Below are 23,907 nucleotides of genomic sequence, written 5' to 3'. Positions count from 1 at the left end.
GCTTACTCGCCCTCCGAGGTCTCGGCATCGTCCGCGGCATCCGCCACATCGACAACCTCGACGCCCTCATCCGCAGCATCGGCCACGTCAATGGCCTCAACGGCAACGTCCTCGCCAGCATCCTCGAGCTCCTCGTACTCCGAGAAGTCCTCAGCGCCCTCAAAGTCAAAGGCACGCTGGCAAATGCGGACCTCGTCGCCCGCATGGCAACCGGCCTTCTCGAGCGCGTCGTCAACACCCATACGCGCAAACTTGTGCTGCAGGTAGATGACGGCTTCCTCGTTTTCCCAGTCGGTCTGGATGACCATGCGCTCGATGGCACGACCGACCACACGGAAGGCACCGGGCTCTTCCTGGACAATGCGGAAACGCTTCTCGCGCTGCAGACGGCGGCGCTCCCACTCTTCGTCGCGAAGATCGACAGGCTCATCGAAGACCGCCAGCTCGGCGCGCAGCTTAGCTACCTGCTCGCCCACGGCAAGCATCAGCGTGTTGAGGCCGGCGCCCGTCACGGCGGACACGGCAAAGAACATATGTCCATCGTCGAGCGCGGCGCGCTTAAGGTCGGCAATCTTGTCGGCCGTGCCCGGCGCATCGCACTTGTTGGCGACGACGATCTGCGGACGCTCCGAAAGCTCGGCGCCATACTGCTCGAGCTCACGGTTGATGATGCGGTAATCCTCAACCGGGTCGCGATCCTCAAAACCGCCCGTCATGTCGACGACATGCATGATGAGCGCCGTACGCTCGATGTGGCGCAGGAACTGGTGGCCCAAGCCCTTGCCCTCGCTCGCGCCCTCGATCAAACCAGGAACGTCGGCAACGACGTAAGAATACTCACCGGCACGCACCATGCCGAGGTTCGGCACGAGCGTGGTAAACGGATAGTCGGCGATCTTGGGTCGGGCGGCACTCATGCGCGCAATGAGCGAGGACTTACCCACCGAGGGGAAACCCACGAGCGCGGCATCAGCCATGAGCTTCATCTCGAGCTCAATCCAGTGCTCCTCGGCCGGCTCGCCCAGCTGGGCGAATGCGGGCGCGCGGCGCACCGACGTCACAAAGTGCGTATTGCCCAGACCGCCGGCACCGCCGGGCGCCACAACGACGCGCTCGCCATCATGCACCAAGTCGGCAATCTCGAACATCGGGGTCTGCGTCTCGGGGTCGAGCTCGCGCACCACGGTACCCATGGGAACCTTGAGAATAAGGTCCTCGCCGCTCTTACCGTTACGACGGGCACCCTGCCCGTGCGTGCCGCGCTCGGCGCGGAAGTGATGCTTAAAGCGGTAATCGATCAGCGAAGACAGCTGAGCATCGGCCTGGATGACGACATTGCCGCCACGACCGCCGTCGCCGCCATCGGGGCCGCCCTTGGGGACAAATGCCTCGCGCCTAAACGACATGCATCCGGCTCCGCCGTCGCCGCCGCACACGTTAATGCGGCTGATATCGGTGAACTGTGACAACAGAATCGCCTCCTACAAAAAGAGGGAGACCCTTGAATCCTAAAACTCAAGTGCCTCCCACATATGTGCTCTATGAAGGGTGAATTACGCGTTCGCGAGCGGGCGTACGCTGACCCTGTGCTTGATACCCTTGTGGAACTCAACGGTACCGTCGACCAGCGCGAACAGCGTGTCGTCCTTGCCACGGCCAACGTTCTCACCCGGGTGGATGTGCGTGCCGTGCTGACGGACGAGAATCGTGCCCGTGGTTACCGTCTGGCCGGCATAGCGCTTCGTGCCAAGGCGCTGACCGCGGGAGTCACGGCCATTACGGGAGGAACCGAGTCCTTTTTTGTGTGCCATTGTGTATACCTACTCTTTCGTTACGAGTGTAATCTACTCGGCGACGGGAGCCTCGGCAACAGCCTCGGCCTCTGCCTTGACAGCCTTCTTGGCGCGGGACGTAGCCTGGACCTTCACGATCTTCAGCTTGGTGAGCTGCTGACGGTGACCCTTCAGACGACGATAGCGCTTACGCTTGTGGAACTTGAAGACCAGCTGCTTCTCGCCCTTGAACTGCTCAACGATCTGAGCGGTAACCTTGGCCTTGGCCAGCTTGTCGGGATCGGTGACGATCTTCTTACCATCGTTGAGGAAGATGACCGGCAGGGTGACCTTGTCGCCCTCATTGCCCTCGATCTTCTCGACGGTGATGACATCGTCGGTGGCGACCTTGTACTGCTTGCCGCCCGTGTTAACGATTGCGTACATGTTTACTTGCCCTTCATGCATCAGTTAGTGCAACAGCCGAATATAGTAGCAGGCGAAAATACCCCCGTCAACGAGTATGTGGAGCAAATCCACAAGTTCGCACAGGTATGGGGCTGACGAGTCGGCCCTCGTCGTCCTCGCATGCTTGATTCTGACGCTCGACATCGTAGGAGCAGATGGTCACGAGGTCTTGCATACCGGTGGAAACAATAGGTGCATCCACGCCCGGGGTCAAGCCCTGCAACAAAACATCAGCAGCAGAAAGCAAAATTTCCGGACGCATGGAGCCCTCGTTGTCGGCATGGGTGTCGAGCATGAGCACCAAATGGTCCGGGCGCTCCCCCGCCGTGAGCTCATAGCCCACGAGCGTGTGATCCAAATCCAAGCGCTTGCTCTTTTTGCCGCGCGCGTAGTCGATGCCATGGTCCGCGCGCAGCGTGTCGATCGCACGACGCACCTCGTCGGCGCTTACGGGCGCCTCGGGATCCAAGTGCAGGTCGATGCGATACGACAGACGCGTGAGTTGCGCCGTCAACGCCGGCGTGCGCACGTCGATATACGCCGCCTCGATGGGCGCCAGATCGGCCGGAGACGCCGCAGCCAGGCGCCCAAACGCCTCGTCGAGCGCCACGAACTCGGTCATAAACAGGTCATACCACTCGCAGGTCGACGACGTACCCACCGGTAACGCCGAAGAGAAGCCCACGCGCATGTGCGGAGAGAAGCCCTGCGTGACGGCATAGGGAAGTCCCGCACGGCGCACGATGCGCTCAATGGTATGGATTACTTCGAGATGGCCCAGGTACTTAAGGCGATCGCGCTTGCCATAGCGAACACGAAGCCTAAAGAGCGTGGGGTTTTCGGTCAGGCGCTCACTCATGCGCGATCACCCATCAATACATTCTTGGCGTGGAGCGTGGGGCAGATTCCGCAGCCGGTGCACGACGTGCGGGTGCAGTCGGGAGTCGTGACACCCTCGAGCGAGCGACGGTACTCGCGCTCGAGGAAGCCGCGCGTGCAGCCGGGGCTCACGTGCTCCCACGGCAGGCGCCAGTCCAACTCGTAGGGCAGGTGCACGAGCTCATTGAGGTCGATGCCGTTTTTGGCAGCAGCCTCCTTCCAGTTATCGAGCGAGAAATGCTCTACCCAGGCGTCAAAGCGAGAGCCCGCGCGCCAAGCATCGATGATGACGGGCGTCATGTCACGACCGGCGCGGGACAGAGCGGCCTCGATGAGCGAGGTCTCGGCATCGTGGTAATGCACGCGGACGGCACGGTTGCGAACGCTCGTGATAAGCAGCTTCTGGCGACGCTTGACGTCGTCGTAGTCGAGCTGCGGGCACCACTGGAACGGCGTGGCAGCCTTGGGGATAAAGACCGAAACCGAGATGGACACCGAGATCGAGCCGCGACGAGCCTTGGGCACCACGGAACGACCGAGCTCCAGCACGTGATCGGCCAGATTGGCGATGGCCACGATGTCCTCGTCGCGCTCGCCGGGAAGGCCCATCATAAAGTAGAGCTTCATGCGGTTCCAGCCGGCCTCGAAGGCCGCCTTGGCCGCACGGTCCAGGTCCTCCTCGGTCACGTTCTTGTTAATGATGTCGCGCATGCGCTGGCTGCCGGCCTCGGGTGCGAACGTCAGGCCGCCCTTCTTTTCGCCGGCGACCGACTCGGCCATATCCACGCCAAACGAATCCAGGCGCTGCGACGGAATAGACACGCGAATACCCGTATCCTCCAGGCGACGGTTGAGCCTGCCGAGCACGTCGCGAATGCAGGAGTGGTCGGTCGTGGAGAGCGAGGTCAGCGACACCTCGTCATAGCCGGTCTTTTCCAGACCCTGAATCACCGACGAGACGATCTGGTCGGCCGAGCGCTCGCGCACCGGGCGATACGTCATGCCGGCCTGGCAAAAACGACAGCCGCGGGCGCAGCCGCGCAGAATCTCGATAGACAGGCGATCGTGAACCAGCTGCGCATAGGGCACGCACGACTGCGACAGCGGATTCGTGGCGCCGAAATCCTCGACGACGCGTTTGTAGACCACGGTCGGCGCATCCTTGCCCTCGCGCGGCACGGTGTAGCCATGCAGCGAGCAGGGCTCGTCGTGACGAACCTCATAGAGCGACGGCACGTAGTTGCCGGCAATGGATGCAAGCTGCTCAACAATCTGCGCGCGCGGGACTCCTTCGTCGCGCAGGCGGCGATGCAGCTGGCAGGTCTCGAGCAGCGATTCCTCGCCCTCGCCGATGAGGATGGCATCGAAGAAGGCCGCGTACGGCTCGGGGTTGTACACCGAGGGGCCGCCGGCGATGATGATGGGGTCGTCTTCACCTCGGTCGGCCGCTAACAGCGGAATGCCAGCGAGGTCGAGTGCCTCGAGGAAGTTCGTCACCGCCATCTCGTGCGGCACATGCAGACCGACGATATCAAACGAAGCGACGGGGGCGGCACCCTCGAGCGACAGCAGCGGAATACCCGCCTCGCGCATGGCGTCACCCATATCGGGCCACGGCACATAGCCACGCTCGCAGGAGATGCCCTCGGCCTGGTTAAGGATGTTGTAGAGGATGGCGATACCCTGGTTGGGCAGACCGACCTCGTACACATCCGGGTAGATCAGGCAGCAACGGTAGTCGGCATCGGCCTTTGAAAGCGTGCCCCACTCGTGATCGATATAGCGACTCGGCTTTTCGACCTTGGCGAGCAGCGGCTCAATTAAATGAAAACAGTCTTGATACGGAACGCGCAACGGAAAACCCCTAAGCAGCGAGATCGGATGCGTCCTCGTAGGACGCCATAGGACGGGTAGCGCCCGCGACCGTGGTCACCAGATCGCGAACGCGGGAGAACGTGGCAGTGACCACCTCGTTGGCACGGCTGTAGTCGACATCGCGCTCGTAGAGCGAAACGAGCGCACGGCCCATGCCATAGGTGCCCGCGGCGGCAGTAAGCGCCTTGACGGCAAACCCAATATGTGGCGTCTGCTTGACGAGCGCGCGGGTGACCGCGCGGATCACAAGACCGCCGGCAAGCACGCCCGCGACCTCGTAGCCGCGCTCAGGCTTAATGCCGCGTCCAAAGACGGCAGCGAGCTCAAAGAGCATGCCCACCTGCGCCAGCGCCATCACGGGATAATCGGCGCCCGGCAAAAACACCAGCGCACCGGTCGCCATATTGGTGAGCGCGCACGAGGTGATGATACGATTGGCCGCCGCGATGCGCATGAAGGCAAAGTTCGCCGCAAAAGCCGTTTCCTTGTCGGTGCGATCGAGAATCCAGCGGGCAAGCGTCTCGAGCAGATACGTCTTATCGGTTGCCGCTACCACGCCGAGCATAGGCGTGGACTCCTCGATAAACGGCACCTCCACAGCAGACTCGGCAAGCACGCACACGGGCGCGCCGGCGATCACGAGCTCCTGCACGGCACTCTCCAAGCGGTCGGAGCCACACGAGAGCACCAGTACCACATCGGTATCGGTCTTTGGAGCAATTCGCTCCTCCCCCAAACGCTCGACGCGCACAATGCCCGAGGTCGTCTGCGGCACAAAGGCGTCACGCACCGTCTCGGCCAGAAAGCGCGAGGCGGACGAATCCAAATAGACCGAGACGCGCACCGGCGTATCGGAATCCTTCTTAACGGACGCGCCCATCTTAAAAGCGCGGGTCAGCTTATCTACGGGAATTTTCATAGCAAACCCCTCCAGCGGTTACGCGGCGCCCGAACGATGCCGCCATATGGATTGTACGATACCCACCGTCAGCAGCTGAATCATCATCGAAGACGAACCGAAGCTAATAAACGGTAGCGGAATACCGGTAATCGGCATCATGCCAATGCACATGCCGATGTTTTCGAAGGTCTGGAACGCCCACATGCCAACGATGCCCACACACGATAGGCGCAAGAACAGCGACTCACACTTAAAGGCGACGCGAATCGTCGAAAAGATCAGCAGCACGTAGAGGCACAGGAGCAAAAAGGAACCGCAAAAGCCAAAGGTCTCGGACAGGAAGGCGAAGACGAAGTCGGTGTGGAACTCAGGCAGAAAGCCGCCGACCGACTGCGTCGCATGGCCCAAACCCTTACCAAAGAAGCCGCCCGAGCCAACGGCGATAAGCGACTGCTGCAGGTTGTAGGCATCGTCCGAATCGGCATTATCGGGGTCGATAAAGACCGTCAGACGGTTCATCTGATACTGCTTGATGAGCACATCGTGGCCGAGCAACGAATCAAAGACCGAATCGAGCGCCAGGACGAGGGCCACCAGGCCCACGAGCAGGGCCAGGGTCGACAGCACCCATTCGCGGCGTGCACCGCTCATGCAGATGACGATGGCACCCGAGACCAACACGACCAGGCCCGAGCCCAGGTCGCCCATGGCAACGACGGCCAAAAACGGAATAGACAGCATGCCACAGAGCTTGACGTAGTCGCGAACGGTATCGATGCGGCCGTTATACTGCGAGCCAAGCGTAGCAATAAAGAAGATGGTGATGAGCTTGGCAAGCTCAACCGGCTGGAATGTCAAGCCGATACCGGGAATCTTGATCCAGCCCGTCATGCCCAGACCGCCCGTATAGGACAGACCCGGAATCTTGGGCGAGAAGATCACGATCAGGTCGATGACGAGCAACGCCGTCGAGAAATTGGAAATGCCGCGCAGGTCGGTACGCCAGACCAGCACCGCCAGCACCGCTCCGATGCCAATTCCCAGCAGATGGCGTGAGAACGAGGCATCGGCCTTAAACTGCGAAGCCGACCAGATAATAATGGCACCGTAGGCGACGAGCGCCACTGTAGCCACGAGCACACCGATATGCACCTTTTGGCGAAACGTGCCGCGCGAGGCCGAAAGTTGCTTGTTGACGCGGTCCAGGCTGCTGCGAGAGCCGGTCTTGGTTGAACGGAACAGATCCGCCGGAGAAAAATCCATCGCAACCTCCTATCGAACCGAAGAATCGCCCGAGGCCGAAGAGGTATCGGGCTCGTCATAAATCACGCCGAGCACGTCGCGCACGACATGCATCGCGGTATCTGAGCCACCGCCGCCCTGCTCCAGGACAGTAGCGATGACATACTTGGGATCATCGGCCGGTGCATAGGCGCAGAACCACGCGTATTCGTCCTCGCCGCTTTTCTCGCCCGTGCCCGACTTGCCGTATACCTGCGGCGTCAGGGTGCCAAAGTGAGCCGCCAGGGACGTCGATGCCGTGTAAATCACGTCGTGCATGCCGTTGCGAACAAGAGCCAAATCCGAATCGCTGTTGATCTTGGCCTCCAGGCGCTTCTTCTTGCCCTTGCCGTTGTACTTATAGGCATCGCCGTCGCCATCGCGCGACACGGCAGATAAAAACACGTGAGGCACGTACTGTTTACCGCCGTTGGCAAGACCCATATAGGCGCACGCCATCTGCAGGGGCGTCACCAGGATGTCGCCCTGGCCGATGGCAATGTTGGTCATATCGCCGGCATTCCACTTGCGGTCCTCGGCAGATGCGTCGGTGAAGTACGACTCTTTCCACTCGGCATCGGGAATACGGCCCGCGCCCTCACTCGGCAGATCGATACCGCAGGTCTTGCCTAGGCCCCAGCGACGAAAGACCTCCTGCAGGCCCTCGGAATGTTTCTCGTCATAAAAGAACGCCTTGCCCATGTCGTAGAAGACGGGGTCGCACGAGTTGGCGATACCCGACTGCAGCGTCATGGTGCCGTGGCCGGAATGCAGCCAGCAGTACTTGCCCCACGACTTGCCCAGACCCGTCCAATAGCCCGTGCAGTTGGTCGTCTGCCCCGACGTGTAAGTTCCAAACTCAAGACCGGCCAGTGCCGAGAGCGGCTTGATGGTCGAGGCCGACATGTACTGTCCGCTAATGGCGCGGTTGAGCAGCGGGTGCGAACCCTTGTCATCATTGAGCTCGGTCCACACGTCATTTGAGACGCCGCCGATAAAGACGGACGGATCGAACTTGGGCTCGCTCGCCATGCCCAGGATCTCGCCATTGTTGGGATCGAGACACACCACGGCGCCGTTGCCGGCATTGCTGTAGCCAGTGGTCTTGGCAAGCTCGATAGCGCTCGCCAGCGCCGTCTCACAGGCCTGTTGGATCTTAAGGTCGAGCGTGAGCTTAATGTCGGAGCCGGCCTTCGCGGGCACGGCGCCGGCCTGACCGGTCACATTGCCCGAGGCATCGACCTTGACGGTCTGCTCGCCACGAATGCCCTGCAGCAGGTTTTCGTAGTAGCTCTCAACGCCCGCCTGGCCCACGATATCGCCCGACTGGTACGTAATCTTGCCAGCAGAAGCATCATCATCGCCAGAGGTTTTCTTATTCTGGGCCTCGAGCTGCTCGGAGGTAATGGTGCCGGTATAGCCCAAGATATGGCATGCCGTCTCGCCATATGGATACTGGCGCTCGGTACGCTCGGCAATCTTGACGCCCGGGAACTCGCCGGCATGCTCCTGAATATAGGCAACCGTGGAACGACGGACGTCCGTCGCGATGGTATGCAGGCTCTGAGCGCCCTCTGTATTGTCCTGAATATTGCGAAGGACCGCCACGTAAGGCATTCCAAGCACGTTGGCAAGATGGCGAACCAGAACCTCATCTTCGGCAAGGTCGCGGTAGGCCACGACAGCAAGTGAGGGACGGTTCTGGACAAGCGCCACACCATTGCGGTCGAGGATGCGGCCGCGCACAGCGGGTGTGGTAACGGTGCGAGTCTGATTGCTATTAGCTTGCTTCTCGTAATAGTCCGACGAGACCATCTGCATGCCCCACAGCTTGACGGCAAGCGCCGCAAACATCGCGCCCACACCCGCGGTGAGGATGGAAAAGCGGCCCTTAAAGGCGGTCGCCGCGGTATTGCCCTCGCCCTCGGTGGCGCGCGGGGCCGTTCCATGCTGCGTATCGTAGGTAAAACGGGAATCGCCCCGACGCATGATGACCAGCGCGACCACGATGGCCACGACCAGCACGATACCGGCGATAATAACCGTCATCTGGGAAGACATCTACGGGCCTCCCCTATTTGAGCTTGCGGGTCTTGGGCTTAAAGCGCATACCCGTCTGGCGTCCGCCACGCGCGGAGAATCCATAGCCGGACTGCGGCACGACGCCGGACATCAAAAATGGAATGGCAACCAGACCCGTCAGGATCGAAGACGGCAGCGCATGGCCGAAGATCGCCACGACAAAGCTCGTCTCCAAACCCATAAACAGCAAGATGATGCTGTAAATCACATTAATGACGAGCGCGAAGGTGCCCACCGTGATGCCGCGCGCACTCGGGGTACCGCCCGTCTGACCAGCGGCGCTGTGCACCAGGGCAAAAGAACCCACGGTCAGCAGGAGCGACATAACGCCCACCGGCACGGCAGCGGACAGGTCATAGAACAAGCCGCTGCAAAAACCGCACGCGACGGCACGGGTCGGGTCGCCCGAGAACACACTCAGGCACACAAGAATAATCATAAAGTTGACGCGACCGCCCGCAATGGAGATCTGCGGTGCGAGGCCTGCCTGCAGCAGCACGCACACGATGGCGGCGATTACAAACGTGCGGGAGCTCATCCCCTGCTCGTGTAAATCCATGGACATGCCCCCTATTCGCTCGAGCCGGAATCGGTCGTCTCGGACGTGTCGGAACTGTCATCCGAGCTCTCGTCCTTCGTCTTGGTCGCAGCATCGCGCGACGTTCCCTGCGGCGTGCTGTTGGCCGTGCTCACATCCTCATCCGAGGCCGACTGTTCGTCAGTCAGCGAGGTAATGACCAGCACTTCCTCGTTGTTCTCGGCCGTTGTCTGAGCGCGCACCACAATGGTGTAGTACACGTCGTTTGCAGATTTCTCAACCGACGAGACGGTGCCGAGCGGAAGGCCCTTGGGGAAAACGCCACCGATGCCAGAAGTAACGATGATGTCGCCAACCTTAACATCGGAGTCGACGCTCACGTACTCAAGACGCAGCGTGCCGTCAGCCTGACCCTGCAGCATGCCCTGGGCGCGCGTGTCCTGCACCATGGCGGACACGCCCGAGTTCTCGTCGCCAATCAGGCGCACGGTCGATGTCTTGGCCGAAACTTCGATGATCTGTCCGATAACACCGGCCGAACTCGTCACAGGCATGTTGATGGAAAGCCCGTCGGCAGAACCCTTGTCGATGGTTACGGTCGAAGTCCAGGCATCGCCCGAAGCACCAACGATACGAGCTGCGGTCGATTTGAGGTTGTAGGTAGACTGCAGGCCGACCAGCCCCTCCAGACGCTCAGCAGTCTTTTGGGCCTCGGAGAGCTCGGCGACCTTAGAGGTCAGCTCCTCATTTTGCTTCTTAAGCTCGTCGAGCGTGTCCTGCGACGCCGTAAGGTTAGAGAACACGTTGCCAATCGCATTGAAGGGAGCCGCCACAGCCGAGCCCACAAAGCGTATCGGCGAGGTAATCGTCGTCACACCCGAGCGCACGGCATGAATCGGCCCCGCCTCGCCCTCACGGATGTAAAACGTGAGCAGCAACACCGAAATCAGGCTGAAAACAATCAACGGGCGCATACCCGTTGATTGTCGCTTGGTATTCAGATTTGTGGAGAAACCCGAAGATCGTGCCAAATGGAATCCACCTTTTGGAAATTAAGCATTGGTCTGGACGAAGCCGCCATCAAACGCATTGGCCTCGAGCACACGGGCACAGCCGTTAACGACGTTATCGAGCGCCGTGGGGCTAACGTTGACCGAAACGCCGGTCTCATCGCGTAGGCGCACGTCGAGACCGCGCAGCAGCGCGCCGCCACCGGTCAGCAAAATGCCGTAGTACATAAGGTCCGAGGCAAGATCGGGAGGCGTAGCGTCGAGTGCGTCCTTGACGGCCTTGGCCATCTCGTCGAGCGGCTTGTTGAGTGCGCGACGAATCTCCTCGCTCTCGATGCGCACGGTCTTGGGCAGACCGGTGATCACGTCGCGGCCGTTGACCTCGACATCGAGCTCGTCCTTGAGTGGCACGGCGGAGCCGACCTTGATCTTGATGTCCTCTGCCGTACGCTCGCCGATGGCCAGGTTGTAGGCATCGCGAACGTGCGTGAGGATGGCCTGGTCGAACTCGTCACCGGCAATACGGATGGACTGCGAAACGACGATGCCGCCCATGGCGATAACGGCAACCTCGGTGGTACCTCCGCCGATGTCGATGACCATGGAGCCGGTGGGTTCCTCGACAGGCAGGTCGGCGCCGATAGCGGCAGCCATAGGCTCTTCGATCAGGTAGGCCTGGCGAGCGCCAGCCTGGATCGTGGCCTCAAAGACAGCACGCTTCTCGACCGATGTGACGCCGGAGGGAACGCAGACGACAACACGTGGACGCGGGGTCCACGGATAGCGCTTCTCGGACGCCTTGTCGATAAAATAGCGAAGCATGGCCTCGGTAACATCGAAGTCGGCGATGACGCCGTCCTTCAGGGGACGAACGGCCACGATGTTGCCGGGCGTACGGCCGAGCATGCGCTTTGCCTCGATACCGACCGCCAGGATGCGCTCGTCGTTCTTGTCGATGGCAACAACAGAGGGCTCGCGAATGACGATGCCCTTGCCGCGCACGGAGACAAGCGTATTGGCGGTGCCAAGGTCGATGGCAAGATCGCCCGCATAGCTACCGAAGAACATATCCATCAAAGAAAACAACGCAACTCCTGATGTGTTGGATGATTGCTGGAAAACTACTAGCTCATCATACTAGCGCAAGCCCGGCACCTCACTTGCGGTGAAGCGCCGGGCAAAGCTAAATCCCATAAGGTCACTACTGGTTGTCAGCAGCCGAGAAATCCATATCGAGCGAGGAAACGGCCCAGCCGATATGGTTGTCGGAGCGCACGAATTTGACGGTGTACTCCTGCTCGCCGCCCTTGGACAGCGATGCCTTCACCTTGGCGGTCGTCTCGGTCATGGACTGATCCATGCCCTCGACGGACACGGTGGCACCCTGCGGAATCGAGGAGATGATCATCGACTTAGCGTCCTCGGACAGGCTCGAGGCCAGACAAGACTCGGCCTTTGCGGTGTCACCGTCGCCAGCAGCCTGGAACAGATCGGTGATAACCGACTCCTGCGAGGGGAAGCCAAAGCCGCGCGTATAGGCAAAGCCCAGACCGCCCGCGGCGATCAAAATGAGCAGAAGCAGCACGATGAAGACTTTGAGACCCGTGTGGCGATGGCGACGACGAACCTTGGCCTGCTTGCGGTCCTGACGGTCCTGCTGGACCATCTCAGACTCGGACAGCGTAAAGAAGCCGGTGTCCGAGGGATCAGGCATAAACTGACCGGTCGCGCCCGTAGGATCGAGCGGATCGACGGCAGGAGCGTCCATCGCGGGCGCCGGAGCCGTGGCCATAGCCGTTTGGGCAGACAGCGCGGCAAGCGAATCGTGCACGCGGGCAAGCTCGTCGGCCTGCTCGGAGGTGAGCTGGTAGATGCCATCGGCAGTAGCGGCGTTAAAGGCGTCGAGTGCGTCGGAGGGACGGCCGGCGGCAGAAAGCGCCTGACCCATGCCGGCGTTGAGCGCACGCGTGTCGTCGCGGGGGCCGGCAAAGTCGATAGCCGTGCGGTAGGTCTCCACGGCATCCGCCGGACGGCCGAGCTTAATGAAGCAACGACCGAGCTCGCCGAGTGCGGCGGCAGGAGCCGGATTGGCGCCGTCGATGGCGGCCTGACGGAAGGCAGTACCCGCGTTGGCATAGTCGCCCGACTGGAACAGCGCGTTACCCAGGCCCAGATAGGCCTTAAACGGCGTGGCATAGGAAGCATCCTGCGTAGCAGCAGAGAACGCCTGGGCGGCCGTCGTGTAGTCGCCCACGGCGGCGAGCGCCTTGCCGCGGTTGGTGAGCAGCGCGCCGCGCTTGCCGTAGGTGCCGTCGTTGAGGGCGGCGGCATAGGCCTCGGCGGCCTCGGCATACATGCCCAGGTGCATCAAGGCGTTGCCACGAAGGTGATCGGCCTCGCCCATAATCTCATCGGGAGTCTTTGCCGCCCCAAGCATCTGGGCTGCAGCGGAAAAATCACCCGCGCGGTAAGCGGCGCGGCCCTGTTGGATCAGCTGGCTATTCAAGGAAGTCCCCTTTACTCGTGAACGATCTCGACATGGACGATCTCGTCGCCGGCACGCAGCTGCGAAATCACATCGAGACCCTCAACCGTGGTACCAAAGACGGTGTAACCGGAATCGAGGTTATGCTGGGCGCCCAAGCAGAAGTAGAACTGCGAACCCGCGGAATCGGGGTCCATGGAGCGTGCCATGGCAAGGGCGCCATCGACATGGCTGTTGCGCGGATTAGTGGCAAACTCGCCCTTGATGCAGTAGCCGGGGCCACCGGTACCGGGCATGCCGTCGGGGCCCTCAAGACCGGCAGCGACGTCGGCGCCGGACATGTCGCGGGTATTGGGGTCGCCGCCCTGGATGACAAAACCGGGCACATAGCGATGGAACTTAAGGCCATCATAGAAACCCATCGTGGAAAGCTCGCAGAAGTTCGCGACATGAATGGGAGCGCCCTCGCCGGTAAACTTGACCTTGATGGTACCCTTCGACGTCTCGATTACGGCGCACTCGTCGCCGACAAGCTGATACTCGGGCGTGTAGAGCTCTTTCTTAAAACCAAACATGTGGTTCCCTCCTCGTGCGTTTAAAGCATATTTGTACGAATTGTAGCAATAAGCATGGGCTTACATCAATTGCGCACGTAGGTTATGCCGACTATGGCGAACTAATTTTAGGAATGCTGCTGCGGCTTCCAGGAGCCCACGTTGGCGTCGTACTGATTCAGCGCGCTGTTGCCGCCCTGCGCGATGGGCGCCAGGATCTCGCTTTGGTGGGAGCTCATCGACTCGCCATCGGGAATGGCCAGCGAGATATCCCAGCTCTGGCAGATCACGTCAACGCGCTCATACATCCACTCGGCAAGCTGCTTTAAGTGGGCGATGTCGTCCGCATAGACCGTATCGTCCTGTACTTTCAGGTTGTTGAGCTCATCTTGCGTCTTTTTAATCTGGTCGCGCAGGGCGTAAGCACTCTGCGACAGCTCCTGACGGGTGGACAGCGGCGTTCGGAGATAGCCGTTGTTAAAGGAATCGATGACCTCGCCGATCTGGTCCTCGTCAGCATAGGACACGATGGTCTGGTACAGACCGTCGAGCCTGGTATAGAGCTGATCATCGGTGAGCACGGTTTCTTCTTGGACCACCTCGGCAGAATCGTCCTGCTTGGTATCGTCCTCAGTCGCCTCGCCCTTTTGGCGCGTGGGGAAGGTGGTTTGTGCAGCTTGGCCAAACTGGTCGTAGAAGCCGGGCATAACACCCATGGGATCGGTCGTCACGAACCAATAGGCACCGCCGCACACGACGGCAAGGACCGCGATGATAATGAACGGCTTGGGAATATGACGCTTGTGCTTGTGATAGGCGTCCTCGTCGGGGTGCACCTTGCGCTTGGGTTTTTGAGCATCGTTATGCAGGGAAACGGGCATGGGAATATCGACCTTGGGGATACCGAAATCCTTATCGAAAGCCGGCAGCACGCAGGTCTCATTGGGGTCGGCGGCGTCTGAAAGCACCGCAGCGGCAGAGGCCGGCGCATGCGGCACCTCGGTATCGATCTGCTCTTGCGTTAGGCGCGGAAAGCCCGCCGTGCGGCCCGCTGCCAGGTCGGATGCTGCCGCGTCCTCGGAGAGGATACCCGGAGCGGGGCGTCCGCATTTGGGGCACGTACGATCATGCGAAGAAAGACGGGCACCGCAGCCCTCGCAGAACACGAACTCGGTGTGCTCGGGACCATCGCCCGGACCCACATAGGCGTTGCAGTAGGGGCAGAACGAGGCGCCGTCCTCGATGGTCTTTAGGCAATGCGGGCAGATCACGGCATCCTCTTTTCGAAGCAATTCAAACAATCGAGGTTAGAGCATAACATCGCCACGGCCCCACAGGAGCAAGGCACCAATTCAACATCGCCAGGGCGCGTAGCTACTTCTTCTTTTTGCTTGGCATCGAAACTTTGATGCCTTGGGCGGACTTGGTTACGCGGGAGCGCTTGGCGCCCGTGGGCTTCTTTTTCTTGGGCTGGGCCTGGGCCACGCCCTCGAGTGCGCGGGCCTCGGCCTCACGAACGGTGCGAGCTTCGCGGCGCTGCGCCATGTCGGCGGCGACGCGCTTGGCAAAACGCTCCGCCGTCGAACCCGTCGAGCTCACCTTGCCACCACCGCGACCCAGGCGGACGCGAACACCACGGCCAAAACCAGTTGCGGCATGACGACGACGCGGCTTGAGCGAATCCATCATCGTGGCGAGCTTAAAAAACACCGAGCAGGTAAAGACCACGACGGCAGCCAAGATAACCATCTGGCCCATTGTCAGGTTGGCAATAGACAGCAGCTCCGGGAATCCGATAACGCCCACCAGGATGCCGGCGACTACAAACACAAAGAGCACCACACGTAAGGGCGTGAGAGGCTGCGAGATGCGCCAGATCAGGCTGACGCTCGCCGCGCACGACGTAAGCAGGCACATCGTAGACAGCGTGAGCTGGCTAAAGCCAAACACCCGCGCCACAAAGATATCGAGCGCCGCAGCCAAAATGACCGCAATCGACGCCGGCAGTGCCCGCTTGAGCACGTTCGTCAGGAACGATCCCTTCACGCGAGCATTGTTGGGCTCCAGGCCCAACACAAAGCCCGGCGCGCCAATACAGAAGAAGTTAATGAGCGTCATCTGGATGGGCTCGAAGGGGTACGGCGGCAGCGCGATGCACAGCGCCGCCAAGCCCATCGAGAACAGCGTTTTGGTCAGGAACAGCGCCGCGGAGCGCTGCAGGTTGTTGATGGAGCGACGGCCCTCGGCCACCACGGCGGGCATCGAGGCAAAGTCGTTGTCGACGAGTACGATCTCGGCCACGTTACGCGCGGCGTCGGAGCCAGCCGCCATGGCGACGGAGCAGTCAGCCTCCTTGAGCGCTAGCACATCGTTAACGCCGTCGCCCGTCATGGCCACGGTGTGCTCGCGGCGCTTGAGTGCCTGCACGAGCTCGCGCTTCTGCTGCGGGGTCACACGACCAAAGACATGGTAGCGGTCCACTGCGGCATCGAGCTTGGCCGGCGTATCGAGCGTCGTGGCGTCCACATAAGCGTCCGCCCCCGGCACGCCCACCACGCGCGCAATCGACGACACCGTACGCGGGTCGTCGCCACTGATCACGTTGAGGGTCACGCCCTGCTCGTTAAAGTACCCGATGGTCTCGGCGGCCGAGGTGCGGATCTCGTCGCGAATGGTCACAAAGCCCACGGGCTCTGCCTCGCCCACCATATCGCCATCGGGCGTAAAGCCGTCCACGCAGGCCACCACAAGCACGCGGCAGGTGTCGGCAAGTTCGGCCACGCGGTTCTCGACCTGCGAAAAGGCGCGCTCTGAAAGCACAAATTGCGCCGCGCCCATCACATAGGAGCCCTGCGCAAACGAGGCACCGCTCCACTTTTTGGACGACGAGAACGGAATGACCGACAGCGGCTCAGACACCTCGACCGGGCGGTCGGCGTAGTAGTTGAGCAGCGCCTGGCAGGTCTCGTTGGCATCGGCCGAGGTCGCACGTGCGACGTTAGCCAGAGCAAAATCGAGCACCGTGGTATCGACGGGAACGGCGGCGTCGCCCTCCCCCGCACCCATACCCTCGACCGGCAGCGGATAGGTACCCTCGACCTCCATGCGGCCCGACGTGATGGTGCCCGTCTTGTCCAGGCACAGCACGTCGACGCGCGCGAGCGTCTCAATGCAGTAGAGCTGCTGCGCGAGTACCTTGCGGCGGGCCAGGCGCACCGTGGCGATGGCGAGCACCGACGAGGTCAGCAGCACCAGCCCTTGCGGGATCATGCCCAGCAGGGCGCCCACCGTGGACAGCAGCGCCGACGAAGGCACATGACCAGCCAACAGCTCGGAGAAGCACCACGAAAGCGCGCTATTGCCTAGGGTTCCCGCGGCATCCCACAGCTCGCTCACGCTCGAGGCAAACAACGCCAAACCGAGCGGGATCATGATGATGCTCGCAAAGCGCACGATGGCGTTAAGCGCGTTCATGATCTCGGAATTGACCTTTTTGACGTACTTGGCCTCGTTATTAATTTTGGCCACGTAGTTGTCGGCGCCGACATGGATCACGCGGGCGCGCAGCAGACCCGAGTCGATAAAGCTGCCGCTCATGAGCTCGGAACCGGGCTGTTTCTTAATAAGATCGCTCTCGCCCGTCAGCAGGCTCTCGTTCACGAGCGCCTCGCCCGAAACCACCACGGCGTCAGCGGGGATCTGGTCGCCGCGCCCCAGGCGGATGATGTCGTCGAGCACGATCTGGTCCAGGTCGAGCTCCACCTCGGAGCCGTCGCGCACCGCGATGGCCTTCTTGGAGGTCAGCAGCGTGAGCTTATCGACCATCTTTTTGGAACGCATGGACTGAATGACGCCAATAGCGGTATTGAGGAACACCACGAACAGGAACGTCAGATTCTTAAACGAACCGGTCAAAATGACCAGGAACGCCAAGATCACGTTGATCAAATTGAACAGCGTGCAGAGGTTCTCGATGATGAGCTCCTTGACCGACTTGGTCTTGAGCTCCATGTTGCGGTTGATCTTACCGGCGGCGATGCGCTCCTCGACCTCGGCGGTCGAGAGTCCGCGCTCGATATCCGTTGCTGCCATACCACGTCCCATCACGTCGCGTCGGTATAAGAAAAACCGCCCGGACCATGCGAGGTTCGGACGGTCTCACGTTCGATGGTGCCCCATGTTGGATTCGAACCAACGGCCTTCTGCTCCGGAGGCAGACGCTCTAATCCCCTGAGCTAATAGGGCCAACGCTTGGCATTATACCCAAGTGCACCACGGGCTATCAAAATAAAAGAAAAAGCTTTGCAATTCCGAGGAAGACGCGGCTCAACGGCCCACTTTAGAAGGCAAAAGCGAGTCAGATAGTATAAACTCTCATGCACCATATGTACACGGCTCGCGATGCGGGCCGTTTTTGCAAGGGTTATCCATCGAGGTGAGAGGCACACCATGATTGCAATTTTAAAAGAGAGCGCCAGCGACGAGGCCGTCAGCCATATCGTCAGCTGGATTGAGAAAAAGGGCCTGAAGACCGATGTCTCGCGCGGCGAGAACGAGACGATCATCGGCCTGGTGGGCGATACGACCAAGATCGACCCGTTCCTGCTCGAGTCCATGGATGTCGTCGAGCGCGTGCAGCGCGTCTCCGAGCCGTTCAAGCGCGCCAACCGCAAGTTCCACCCCGAGGACTCCGTCATCGACTGCGGCCACGGCGTACATGTAGGCGGCGATCAGTTCCAGGTCATCGCCGGCCCGTGCTCCGTCGAGGGCGAGAACCTCATCCGCATCGCCCGCCGCGTGAAGGCCGCCGGTGCCACGATGCTGCGCGGCGGCGCCTACAAGCCCCGCACTTCCCCGTACGCCTACCAGGGCATGGGCCCTGCTGGCCTGGACCTGCTGTGCGAGGCGTCTGCCGAGCTCGACATGCCGATCGTCACCGAGATCATGGACCCGCGCGACGTGCAGGTCTTCCTGGACAAGAAAATCGACGTCATGCAGATCGGCGCCCGCAACGCACAGAACTTCCCCCTGCTCAAGGAGGTCGGCAAGACCAAGACCCCGATCCTGCTCAAGCGCGGCATGTCCGGCACCGTCGACGAGCTGCTTATGGCAGCCGAGTACATCATGAGCGAGGGCAACGACAACGTTATCCTGTGCGAACGCGGCATCCGCACTTTCGAAACCCGTACTCGCAACACCTTCGACCTTAACGCCGTGCCGGTGCTGCACCATCTGTCACACCTGCCCGTCGTCGCCGACCCCAGCCACGCCACCGGTTACACCCGCTACGTTGAGCCCATGGCGCTCGCCGCGACTGCCTGCGGCGCCAACGGTCTGGAGATCGAGGTCCACGACGAGCCCAGCCGCGCTTGGTCCGACGGCGCCCAGGCCCTCACCCCCGACCAGTTCGACGACACCATGCGCCGCATCCACGCCATCCGCGAGGTCGTCTGCCAAGAGACCATGGAGTAACCCATGGGTACGGTGAGAAACGCGCGCGTTAACCAGGGTGGCCCCAAGTGCGCCGGCGTCGTGGGCCTGGGCCTCATTGGCGGCAGCTTTGCCCGCGGCTATGCGCAGGCGGGCGTCCGCGTGCTGGCCTGGGACCCCGATGACGACGTCATGACGGCCGCCAGCATGGGCACTGTCGCCGGAGAGCTCAACGACGAGACGCTCGGCGAATGCGACATCATCGTCCTGGCTTGCTACCCCGAGGCCTGCATCGAGTGGCTCGAGGCGCACGCCCAGGCGCTCGCCGACGCCACCGACACCGACGCCATCATGGGTCCCGTGGTGATCGACACCGTGGGCGTCAAGGGCATTGTGTGCGAGCGCGCCTTTGAGCTTGCCCGCGAGCACGGCTTTTACTTTGTGGGCGCGCACCCCATGGCGGGCACCCAGTTCTCGGGCTACGCGCACTCCCGCGCCGACCTGTTCCAGGGCGCGCCGCTCGTGCTCGTGCCGCCCGCGGTGGACGATGCGCTCAAGCTGGAACTTTTGGGCCAGGTGCGCGAGATGGTACGCCCCTTGGGCTTTGGCAAGTTCAGCGTGACCAGCGCTGCCGAACACGACCGCGTCATCGCCTTTACGAGCCAGCTCGCGCACGTGGTATCAAACGCCTACGTCAAAAGCCCGACCGCCCAAGTTCACCACGGTTTTTCGGCCGGTAGCTACCGCGATCTCACCCGCGTGGCGCACCTCAACCCGCAAATGTGGTCCGAGCTCATGATCGACGACGCCGACGCACTCGCCTTCGAGATCGACCATCTGATCGAGTCGCTTGGCGCCTACAGCCGTGCACTCAAGGACAGCGACCAGCGCTATCTGGAGAATCTCCTTGCCGAGGGCGACCGCATTAAGCGCGCACTCGACGACGAGGCCTCCCACTAGACCACCTATCACGCCAGGTCGAAAGGACCGAAGCTTATGGCGATTACCATCGATATCGACACCGCACGCCCCTACCAGGTCCACGTGGGCACGTTTTTGCTGGAGCAGGCAGGACCGCTCGCTCGCGCCACCGCCGGAGGCACTCGCGCCGTCATCGTGACGGACACCAACGTGGGTCCGCTCTACCAGATGCCTGTCAAACAGAGCCTGGAGGCGTCAGGCTACGAGGTAAGCATCTACACCTTCGAGGCCGGCGAGGCACACAAGCGCGCAGAGACCTACATCAACATCTTGGAGTTTGTGGCCGAGCATGAGCTTTCGCGCTCCGACGTGATCGTGGCGCTCGGCGGCGGCGTCGTGGGCGACGTGGCCGGCTTTGTGGCCGCCACCTACATGCGCGGCTGTAAGTTTGTGCAGATCCCCACGAGTCTGCTCGCCATGGTGGATTCGTCGGTGGGCGGCAAGACCGCCATCGACCTGGCTGCCGGTAAAAACCTCGCGGGCGCCTTCTGGCAGCCGAGTGTTGTTATCGCCGATGTTGGATGCCTTGCCACCCTCACGCCCGAGCAATTCGCCGACGGATGCGGTGAGGTCGTCAAACACGCCGTGATCGCCGATCCGGAACTCTTCACCGAGCTCGAGAAGACCCCGCTCACGCTGGAGCTGCTTAACCGCGATGTCGCCCGCGTGGCGCTCATCATCGCCCGCAATATCGATATCAAACGCGCCGTGGTCGTTGCCGACGAGCGCGAGACCAACCAGCGCAAGCTGCTTAACTTTGGGCACAGCGCTGGACACGCCGTCGAGGCCTGCGAGCACTTTGAGCTCGGACACGGCAACTGCGTGTCGATCGGCATGGGCATCATCACGCGCGCCGCGGCCCTGCACGGCGTCTGCGATGCCGCACTGCCCGGTCGTATTGAGGAGCTCTGCGCCCGCCATGGCCTCAAGACCCGCTGCGAGCTTTCCGCCGATGCCGTCTTTGCCGAGGCGCTCCACGACAAGAAGCGCGCGGGCGACACCATCGACCTGGTGATTCCGCACGGCATTGGCCGCTGCAGCATCGACCGCACGCCGCTTTCCACTTTCCACGAACTCATTGCCGAGGGCCTCGACCAGAAGGGAGACGCATCCGCATGCTAGCCCGCATCACCCCGTCCCCGCTCAAGGGCACCGTTCCCGCCATCGCGTCCAAGTCGATGGCGCATCGCCTCATCATCTGCGCTGCGCTTGCCAACGGCGAGACGCACGTCACCTGCAACACTACCTGCGCCGACATCGAGGCCACGGTGCGTTGCCTTACGGCCCTGGGTGCTCGCATCGAGACCGTCGAGGACGGCTTCCAGGTCCACCCCACCATGAAGAGTGTTGAGTTTGGCCTGCTCAAGGCCCTTGCCGGCGGCACGCTCGATTGCGGTGAAAGTGGCTCCACGCTGCGCTTTATGCTGCCTGTCGCCTGCGCGCTGGGTGCGGATGCCACCTTCGTAGGCCAGGGCCGCCTGGGCGCCCGCCCGCTCTCCCCGCTCTCGGACGAGATCATCGCCGCCGGCTGCGACCTACAGGGTCTGGGCGGTTTTCCGCTCAAGACGAGCGGACGCATGCGCCCAGGCACCTTTGTGCTGCCGGGCAACGTGAGCTCGCAGTACATCTCGGGCCTGCTGCTGGCAGCCCCGTTGCTCGCTCAGCCCTCCTGCGTGCAGGTATGCGGCCTTATCGAGAGCCGCCCCTACATCAACCTGACGATCCAGGCCATGAAGGCCTTCGGCGTCGAGGTCAACGTCGAGCGCATCCCCGCCAAGGACGGCCAGCCCGAGGTCACGAACTTCCGCGTGAGCAGCGGCTCGTACCGCACGCCCGGCAGCGTAGCCGTCGAGGGCGACTGGTCCAACGCCGCCTTTTGGCTGTGCGCCGGTGCTATCGGCACCGACCCCATCACCGTCGAGGGCGTATCCCTGAGCTCCGCGCAGGGCGACCGAAACGTGCTCGCCGCGCTTTCGCGCTTTGGCGCCCGCATCGTGCGCTCCACCAACGCCGCCACCGTGCAGTCCGACAAGCTCGCCGGCTTTGAGATGAGTGCCCACGACATCCCCGACCTGGTGCCCGTCATCTCGGCCGTGGCATCGCTGGCGCAAGGCCGCACATTCATCCGCGATTGCGCCCGTCTGCGCATCAAGGAATCCGACCGCTTGGTCACCACCACCCGCGAGCTCACCGCATTGGGCGCGCAGGTGCGCATTGCCGGCGATGACCTCATCATCAAGGGTGTCGATGCCTTTACCGGCGGCGAGGTCGATTCGCACAACGACCACCGAATCGCCATGATGGCCGCCATTGCCGCGAGCCGTGCCACCGGCGAGGTCGTGATTCACGGCGCCGAAGCGGTCAACAAGTCCTATCCCGATTTCTTCGACCACTACCGCCTGCTGGGCGGCAAGGTCACACTCGAGGAGGAATAACATGTCCTCGACCTTTGGCAACGTCTTGCACTTAAGCATCTTCGGCCAGTCGCACTCCCCCGCTATCGGCTGCTCGCTCGATGGCATCCCGGCGGGCATCGCCGTGGACCAGGAGAAGCTGCAGGCCTTCCTCGACCGTCGCGCCCCCGGTCGCGACGAGACCGCGACCAAGCGTCGCGAGGCCGATGCCGTCCACATCATCGCCGGTGTTGTCGATGGACATACCACCGGCGCGCCCATCGCCGCGATTATCGAGAACACCAACACGCGCTCCAAGGATTACTCCGAACTGCGCCGCAAGCCCCGTCCGGGACATGCCGATTACCCGGCGCGTGTGAAGTATCACAACATGCACGATGTCGCTGGTGGCGGGCATTTCTCCGGCCGCCTAACAGCACCCCTGTGCATCGCCGGCGGCATTGCGCTGCAGGCACTCGAGGCCCGCGGCATTCAGGTCATGGCGCACGTCGCGCAGATCGGCGGCATCTCCGACCTGCCGATGGACGATATGGTCTATCGCGAGGCCGACCGCAAGGCGATCCTTACGAACGATCTGCCGTGCATTGACGCCGCCGCAGCCGGCCGCATGCGCGAGGAGATCCTAGCCGCGCGCGACGAACTCGACAGCATCGGCGGCATCGTGGAGTGCGGCATTTACGGGCTTCCCGCGGGCATCGGCGACCCCATGTTCGATGGCATCGAGAACCGCATCGCTCAAATCGCGTTCGGGATTCCCGCCGTAAAGGGCATGGAGTTTGGCATGGGCTTTGCCGTGGCCGCCATGCGCGGCAGCGAGAACAACGATCCGTATCGCATCGATGCCGAGACCGGCGAGATCGAGGTCGAGTCCAATAACGCCGGCGGCATCCTGGGCGGTATTTCGACCGGAGCGCCCGTCATGTGGCGCATGGCCGTAAAGCCGACGCCCTCGATTGGCCGCGAGCAGCAGACGGTGGACATGGACGCTATGGAAAATGCCGAGCTCTCGGTCCACGGCCGCCACGATCCCTGCATCGTCCCGCGCGCCGTCCCCGTAGCCGAGGCAGCCGCCGCCCTCGCGATCTGGGACGCCCTCCTCGAGGACGCCGCCCAGCTCTAAAAATCTCTGGGGGCTAACTCCGGCCCCCACGCCCACCCAGTGATTTTTCTGGGACGGGGATTAAAAAATCATTAAGTACACAATGATTTTTTAATCCCCGTCCCAGAAAAATCACCG

General features: G+C 61.9%; 20 protein-coding genes and 1 tRNA gene. 5 read left to right on the top strand and 16 right to left on the bottom strand.

Annotated features, from left to right (window positions below; all coding sequences use genetic code 11):
• Positions 1 to 2: 2 nt before the first annotated feature.
• From obgE to DXD39_RS03445, 16 genes are all read right to left on the bottom strand, one after another.
• The gene (gene obgE / locus DXD39_RS03520; RefSeq protein WP_199572078.1) at positions 3 to 1,469 is read right to left on the bottom strand and encodes a GTPase ObgE; all 1,467 of its coding nucleotides are present in this window, start codon (positions 1,467 to 1,469) and stop codon (positions 3 to 5) included.
• Positions 1,470 to 1,553: 84 nt separating this feature from the next.
• Positions 1,554 to 1,811 (bottom strand): 50S ribosomal protein L27, encoded by a 258-nt coding sequence (gene rpmA / locus DXD39_RS03515; protein WP_006236075.1) that lies wholly within the window; start codon positions 1,809 to 1,811, stop codon positions 1,554 to 1,556.
• 33 nt (positions 1,812 to 1,844) lie between these two features.
• Positions 1,845 to 2,219 carry a 50S ribosomal protein L21 gene (gene rplU, locus DXD39_RS03510; RefSeq protein ID WP_035138585.1) on the bottom strand — a complete coding sequence of 125 codons (375 nt, stop codon included), beginning with the start codon at positions 2,217 to 2,219 and terminating at the stop codon, positions 1,845 to 1,847.
• 67 nt (positions 2,220 to 2,286) lie between these two features.
• Complete coding sequence (locus tag DXD39_RS03505; RefSeq protein ID WP_117803139.1) at positions 2,287 to 3,099, bottom strand: TIGR03936 family radical SAM-associated protein; 813 nt, start codon at positions 3,097 to 3,099, stop codon at positions 2,287 to 2,289.
• The gene (locus DXD39_RS03500) at positions 3,096 to 4,973 is read right to left on the bottom strand and encodes a TIGR03960 family B12-binding radical SAM protein (RefSeq protein ID WP_117803138.1); all 1,878 of its coding nucleotides are present in this window, start codon (positions 4,971 to 4,973) and stop codon (positions 3,096 to 3,098) included. The genes DXD39_RS03505 and DXD39_RS03500 overlap by 4 nt, the downstream gene beginning before the upstream one ends.
• A gap of 10 nt (positions 4,974 to 4,983) precedes the next feature.
• Positions 4,984 to 5,913 (bottom strand): YcjF family protein, encoded by a 930-nt coding sequence (locus DXD39_RS03495; protein ID WP_117803137.1) that lies wholly within the window; start codon positions 5,911 to 5,913, stop codon positions 4,984 to 4,986.
• An 18-nt stretch (positions 5,914 to 5,931) separates the two neighbouring features.
• Positions 5,932 to 7,158: an FtsW/RodA/SpoVE family cell cycle protein gene (locus tag DXD39_RS03490; RefSeq protein ID WP_117803136.1), complete on the bottom strand. Its 1,227-nt coding sequence runs from the start codon at positions 7,156 to 7,158 to the stop codon at positions 5,932 to 5,934.
• Positions 7,159 to 7,167: 9 nt separating this feature from the next.
• Positions 7,168 to 9,237, bottom strand: coding sequence for a penicillin-binding protein 2 (mrdA, locus tag DXD39_RS03485; RefSeq protein WP_117803135.1), 2,070 nt, complete (start codon positions 9,235 to 9,237; stop codon positions 7,168 to 7,170).
• 13 nt (positions 9,238 to 9,250) lie between these two features.
• Positions 9,251 to 9,817 carry a hypothetical protein gene (locus DXD39_RS03480; RefSeq protein WP_117735138.1) on the bottom strand — a complete coding sequence of 189 codons (567 nt, stop codon included), beginning with the start codon at positions 9,815 to 9,817 and terminating at the stop codon, positions 9,251 to 9,253.
• An 11-nt stretch (positions 9,818 to 9,828) separates the two neighbouring features.
• Entirely contained in the window at positions 9,829 to 10,770 is a 942-nt protein-coding gene (mreC, locus tag DXD39_RS03475; protein ID WP_117742706.1) for a rod shape-determining protein MreC, read from the bottom strand.
• 78 nt (positions 10,771 to 10,848) lie between these two features.
• Entirely contained in the window at positions 10,849 to 11,880 is a 1,032-nt protein-coding gene (locus DXD39_RS03470; protein WP_006236061.1) for a rod shape-determining protein, read from the bottom strand.
• Positions 11,881 to 12,007: 127 nt separating this feature from the next.
• Positions 12,008 to 13,312: a tetratricopeptide repeat protein gene (locus tag DXD39_RS03465; RefSeq protein WP_229065279.1), complete on the bottom strand. Its 1,305-nt coding sequence runs from the start codon at positions 13,310 to 13,312 to the stop codon at positions 12,008 to 12,010.
• 11 nt (positions 13,313 to 13,323) lie between these two features.
• The gene (locus DXD39_RS03460) at positions 13,324 to 13,866 is read right to left on the bottom strand and encodes a peptidylprolyl isomerase (protein ID WP_117803134.1); all 543 of its coding nucleotides are present in this window, start codon (positions 13,864 to 13,866) and stop codon (positions 13,324 to 13,326) included.
• A gap of 107 nt (positions 13,867 to 13,973) precedes the next feature.
• Positions 13,974 to 15,116, bottom strand: coding sequence for a zinc ribbon domain-containing protein (locus DXD39_RS03455; RefSeq protein ID WP_158565415.1), 1,143 nt, complete (start codon positions 15,114 to 15,116; stop codon positions 13,974 to 13,976).
• A gap of 103 nt (positions 15,117 to 15,219) precedes the next feature.
• Positions 15,220 to 17,937, bottom strand: coding sequence for an HAD-IC family P-type ATPase (locus DXD39_RS03450; protein ID WP_117803132.1), 2,718 nt, complete (start codon positions 17,935 to 17,937; stop codon positions 15,220 to 15,222).
• A 76-nt stretch (positions 17,938 to 18,013) separates the two neighbouring features.
• Positions 18,014 to 18,090, bottom strand: a tRNA-Arg gene (locus DXD39_RS03445).
• Positions 18,091 to 18,294: 204 nt separating this feature from the next.
• Here DXD39_RS03445 and aroF point away from each other — a divergent pair.
• From aroF to aroC, 5 genes are read left to right on the top strand one after another with little or no spacing between them, the layout of a single operon-like run.
• Positions 18,295 to 19,317: a 3-deoxy-7-phosphoheptulonate synthase gene (aroF, locus tag DXD39_RS03440; protein ID WP_117803131.1), complete on the top strand. Its 1,023-nt coding sequence runs from the start codon at positions 18,295 to 18,297 to the stop codon at positions 19,315 to 19,317.
• Between the two features lie 3 nt (positions 19,318 to 19,320).
• Complete coding sequence (locus tag DXD39_RS03435) at positions 19,321 to 20,235, top strand: prephenate dehydrogenase/arogenate dehydrogenase family protein (protein ID WP_117803130.1); 915 nt, start codon at positions 19,321 to 19,323, stop codon at positions 20,233 to 20,235.
• A 36-nt stretch (positions 20,236 to 20,271) separates the two neighbouring features.
• The gene (aroB, locus tag DXD39_RS03430; RefSeq protein WP_117803129.1) at positions 20,272 to 21,378 is read left to right on the top strand and encodes a 3-dehydroquinate synthase; all 1,107 of its coding nucleotides are present in this window, start codon (positions 20,272 to 20,274) and stop codon (positions 21,376 to 21,378) included.
• Complete coding sequence (gene aroA, locus DXD39_RS03425) at positions 21,372 to 22,691, top strand: 3-phosphoshikimate 1-carboxyvinyltransferase (protein ID WP_117803128.1); 1,320 nt, start codon at positions 21,372 to 21,374, stop codon at positions 22,689 to 22,691. Before aroB ends, aroA begins: the two co-directional genes overlap by 7 nt.
• Before the next feature lies 1 nt (position 22,692).
• Positions 22,693 to 23,790, top strand: a complete 1,098-nt coding sequence (aroC, locus tag DXD39_RS03420) for a chorismate synthase (RefSeq protein ID WP_117803127.1) — start codon at positions 22,693 to 22,695, stop codon at positions 23,788 to 23,790.
• Positions 23,791 to 23,907 lie beyond the last annotated feature (117 nt).

It is taken from the genome of Collinsella sp. TM04-29 (assembly GCF_003466565.1).
Taxonomy (GTDB): Bacteria; Actinomycetota; Coriobacteriia; order Coriobacteriales; family Coriobacteriaceae; genus Collinsella.
Note: the sequence above shows the minus strand (reverse complement) of the source record. Positions and strands in the feature narration are given on the sequence as shown.

Coding starts and splice junctions, on each gene's coding strand:
- mreC (WP_117742706.1), bottom strand. CDS start 10,770: ATGCGCCCGTTGATTGTTTTCAGCCTGATTTCGGTGTTGCTGCTCACG.
- DXD39_RS03490 (WP_117803136.1), bottom strand. CDS start 7,158: ATGGATTTTTCTCCGGCGGATCTGTTCCGTTCAACCAAGACCGGCTCT.
- DXD39_RS03470 (WP_006236061.1), bottom strand. CDS start 11,880: ATGGATATGTTCTTCGGTAGCTATGCGGGCGATCTTGCCATCGACCTT.
- DXD39_RS03495 (WP_117803137.1), bottom strand. CDS start 5,913: ATGAAAATTCCCGTAGATAAGCTGACCCGCGCTTTTAAGATGGGCGCG.
- DXD39_RS03505 (WP_117803139.1), bottom strand. CDS start 3,099: ATGAGTGAGCGCCTGACCGAAAACCCCACGCTCTTTAGGCTTCGTGTT.
- aroC (WP_117803127.1), top strand. CDS start 22,693: ATGTCCTCGACCTTTGGCAACGTCTTGCACTTAAGCATCTTCGGCCAG.
- DXD39_RS03460 (WP_117803134.1), bottom strand. CDS start 13,866: ATGTTTGGTTTTAAGAAAGAGCTCTACACGCCCGAGTATCAGCTTGTC.
- aroF (WP_117803131.1), top strand. CDS start 18,295: ATGATTGCAATTTTAAAAGAGAGCGCCAGCGACGAGGCCGTCAGCCAT.
- rplU (WP_035138585.1), bottom strand. CDS start 2,219: ATGTACGCAATCGTTAACACGGGCGGCAAGCAGTACAAGGTCGCCACC.
- aroB (WP_117803129.1), top strand. CDS start 20,272: ATGGCGATTACCATCGATATCGACACCGCACGCCCCTACCAGGTCCAC.
- rpmA (WP_006236075.1), bottom strand. CDS start 1,811: ATGGCACACAAAAAAGGACTCGGTTCCTCCCGTAATGGCCGTGACTCC.
- DXD39_RS03435 (WP_117803130.1), top strand. CDS start 19,321: ATGGGTACGGTGAGAAACGCGCGCGTTAACCAGGGTGGCCCCAAGTGC.
- aroA (WP_117803128.1), top strand. CDS start 21,372: ATGCTAGCCCGCATCACCCCGTCCCCGCTCAAGGGCACCGTTCCCGCC.
- DXD39_RS03480 (WP_117735138.1), bottom strand. CDS start 9,817: ATGGATTTACACGAGCAGGGGATGAGCTCCCGCACGTTTGTAATCGCC.
- DXD39_RS03450 (WP_117803132.1), bottom strand. CDS start 17,937: ATGGCAGCAACGGATATCGAGCGCGGACTCTCGACCGCCGAGGTCGAG.
- mrdA (WP_117803135.1), bottom strand. CDS start 9,237: ATGTCTTCCCAGATGACGGTTATTATCGCCGGTATCGTGCTGGTCGTG.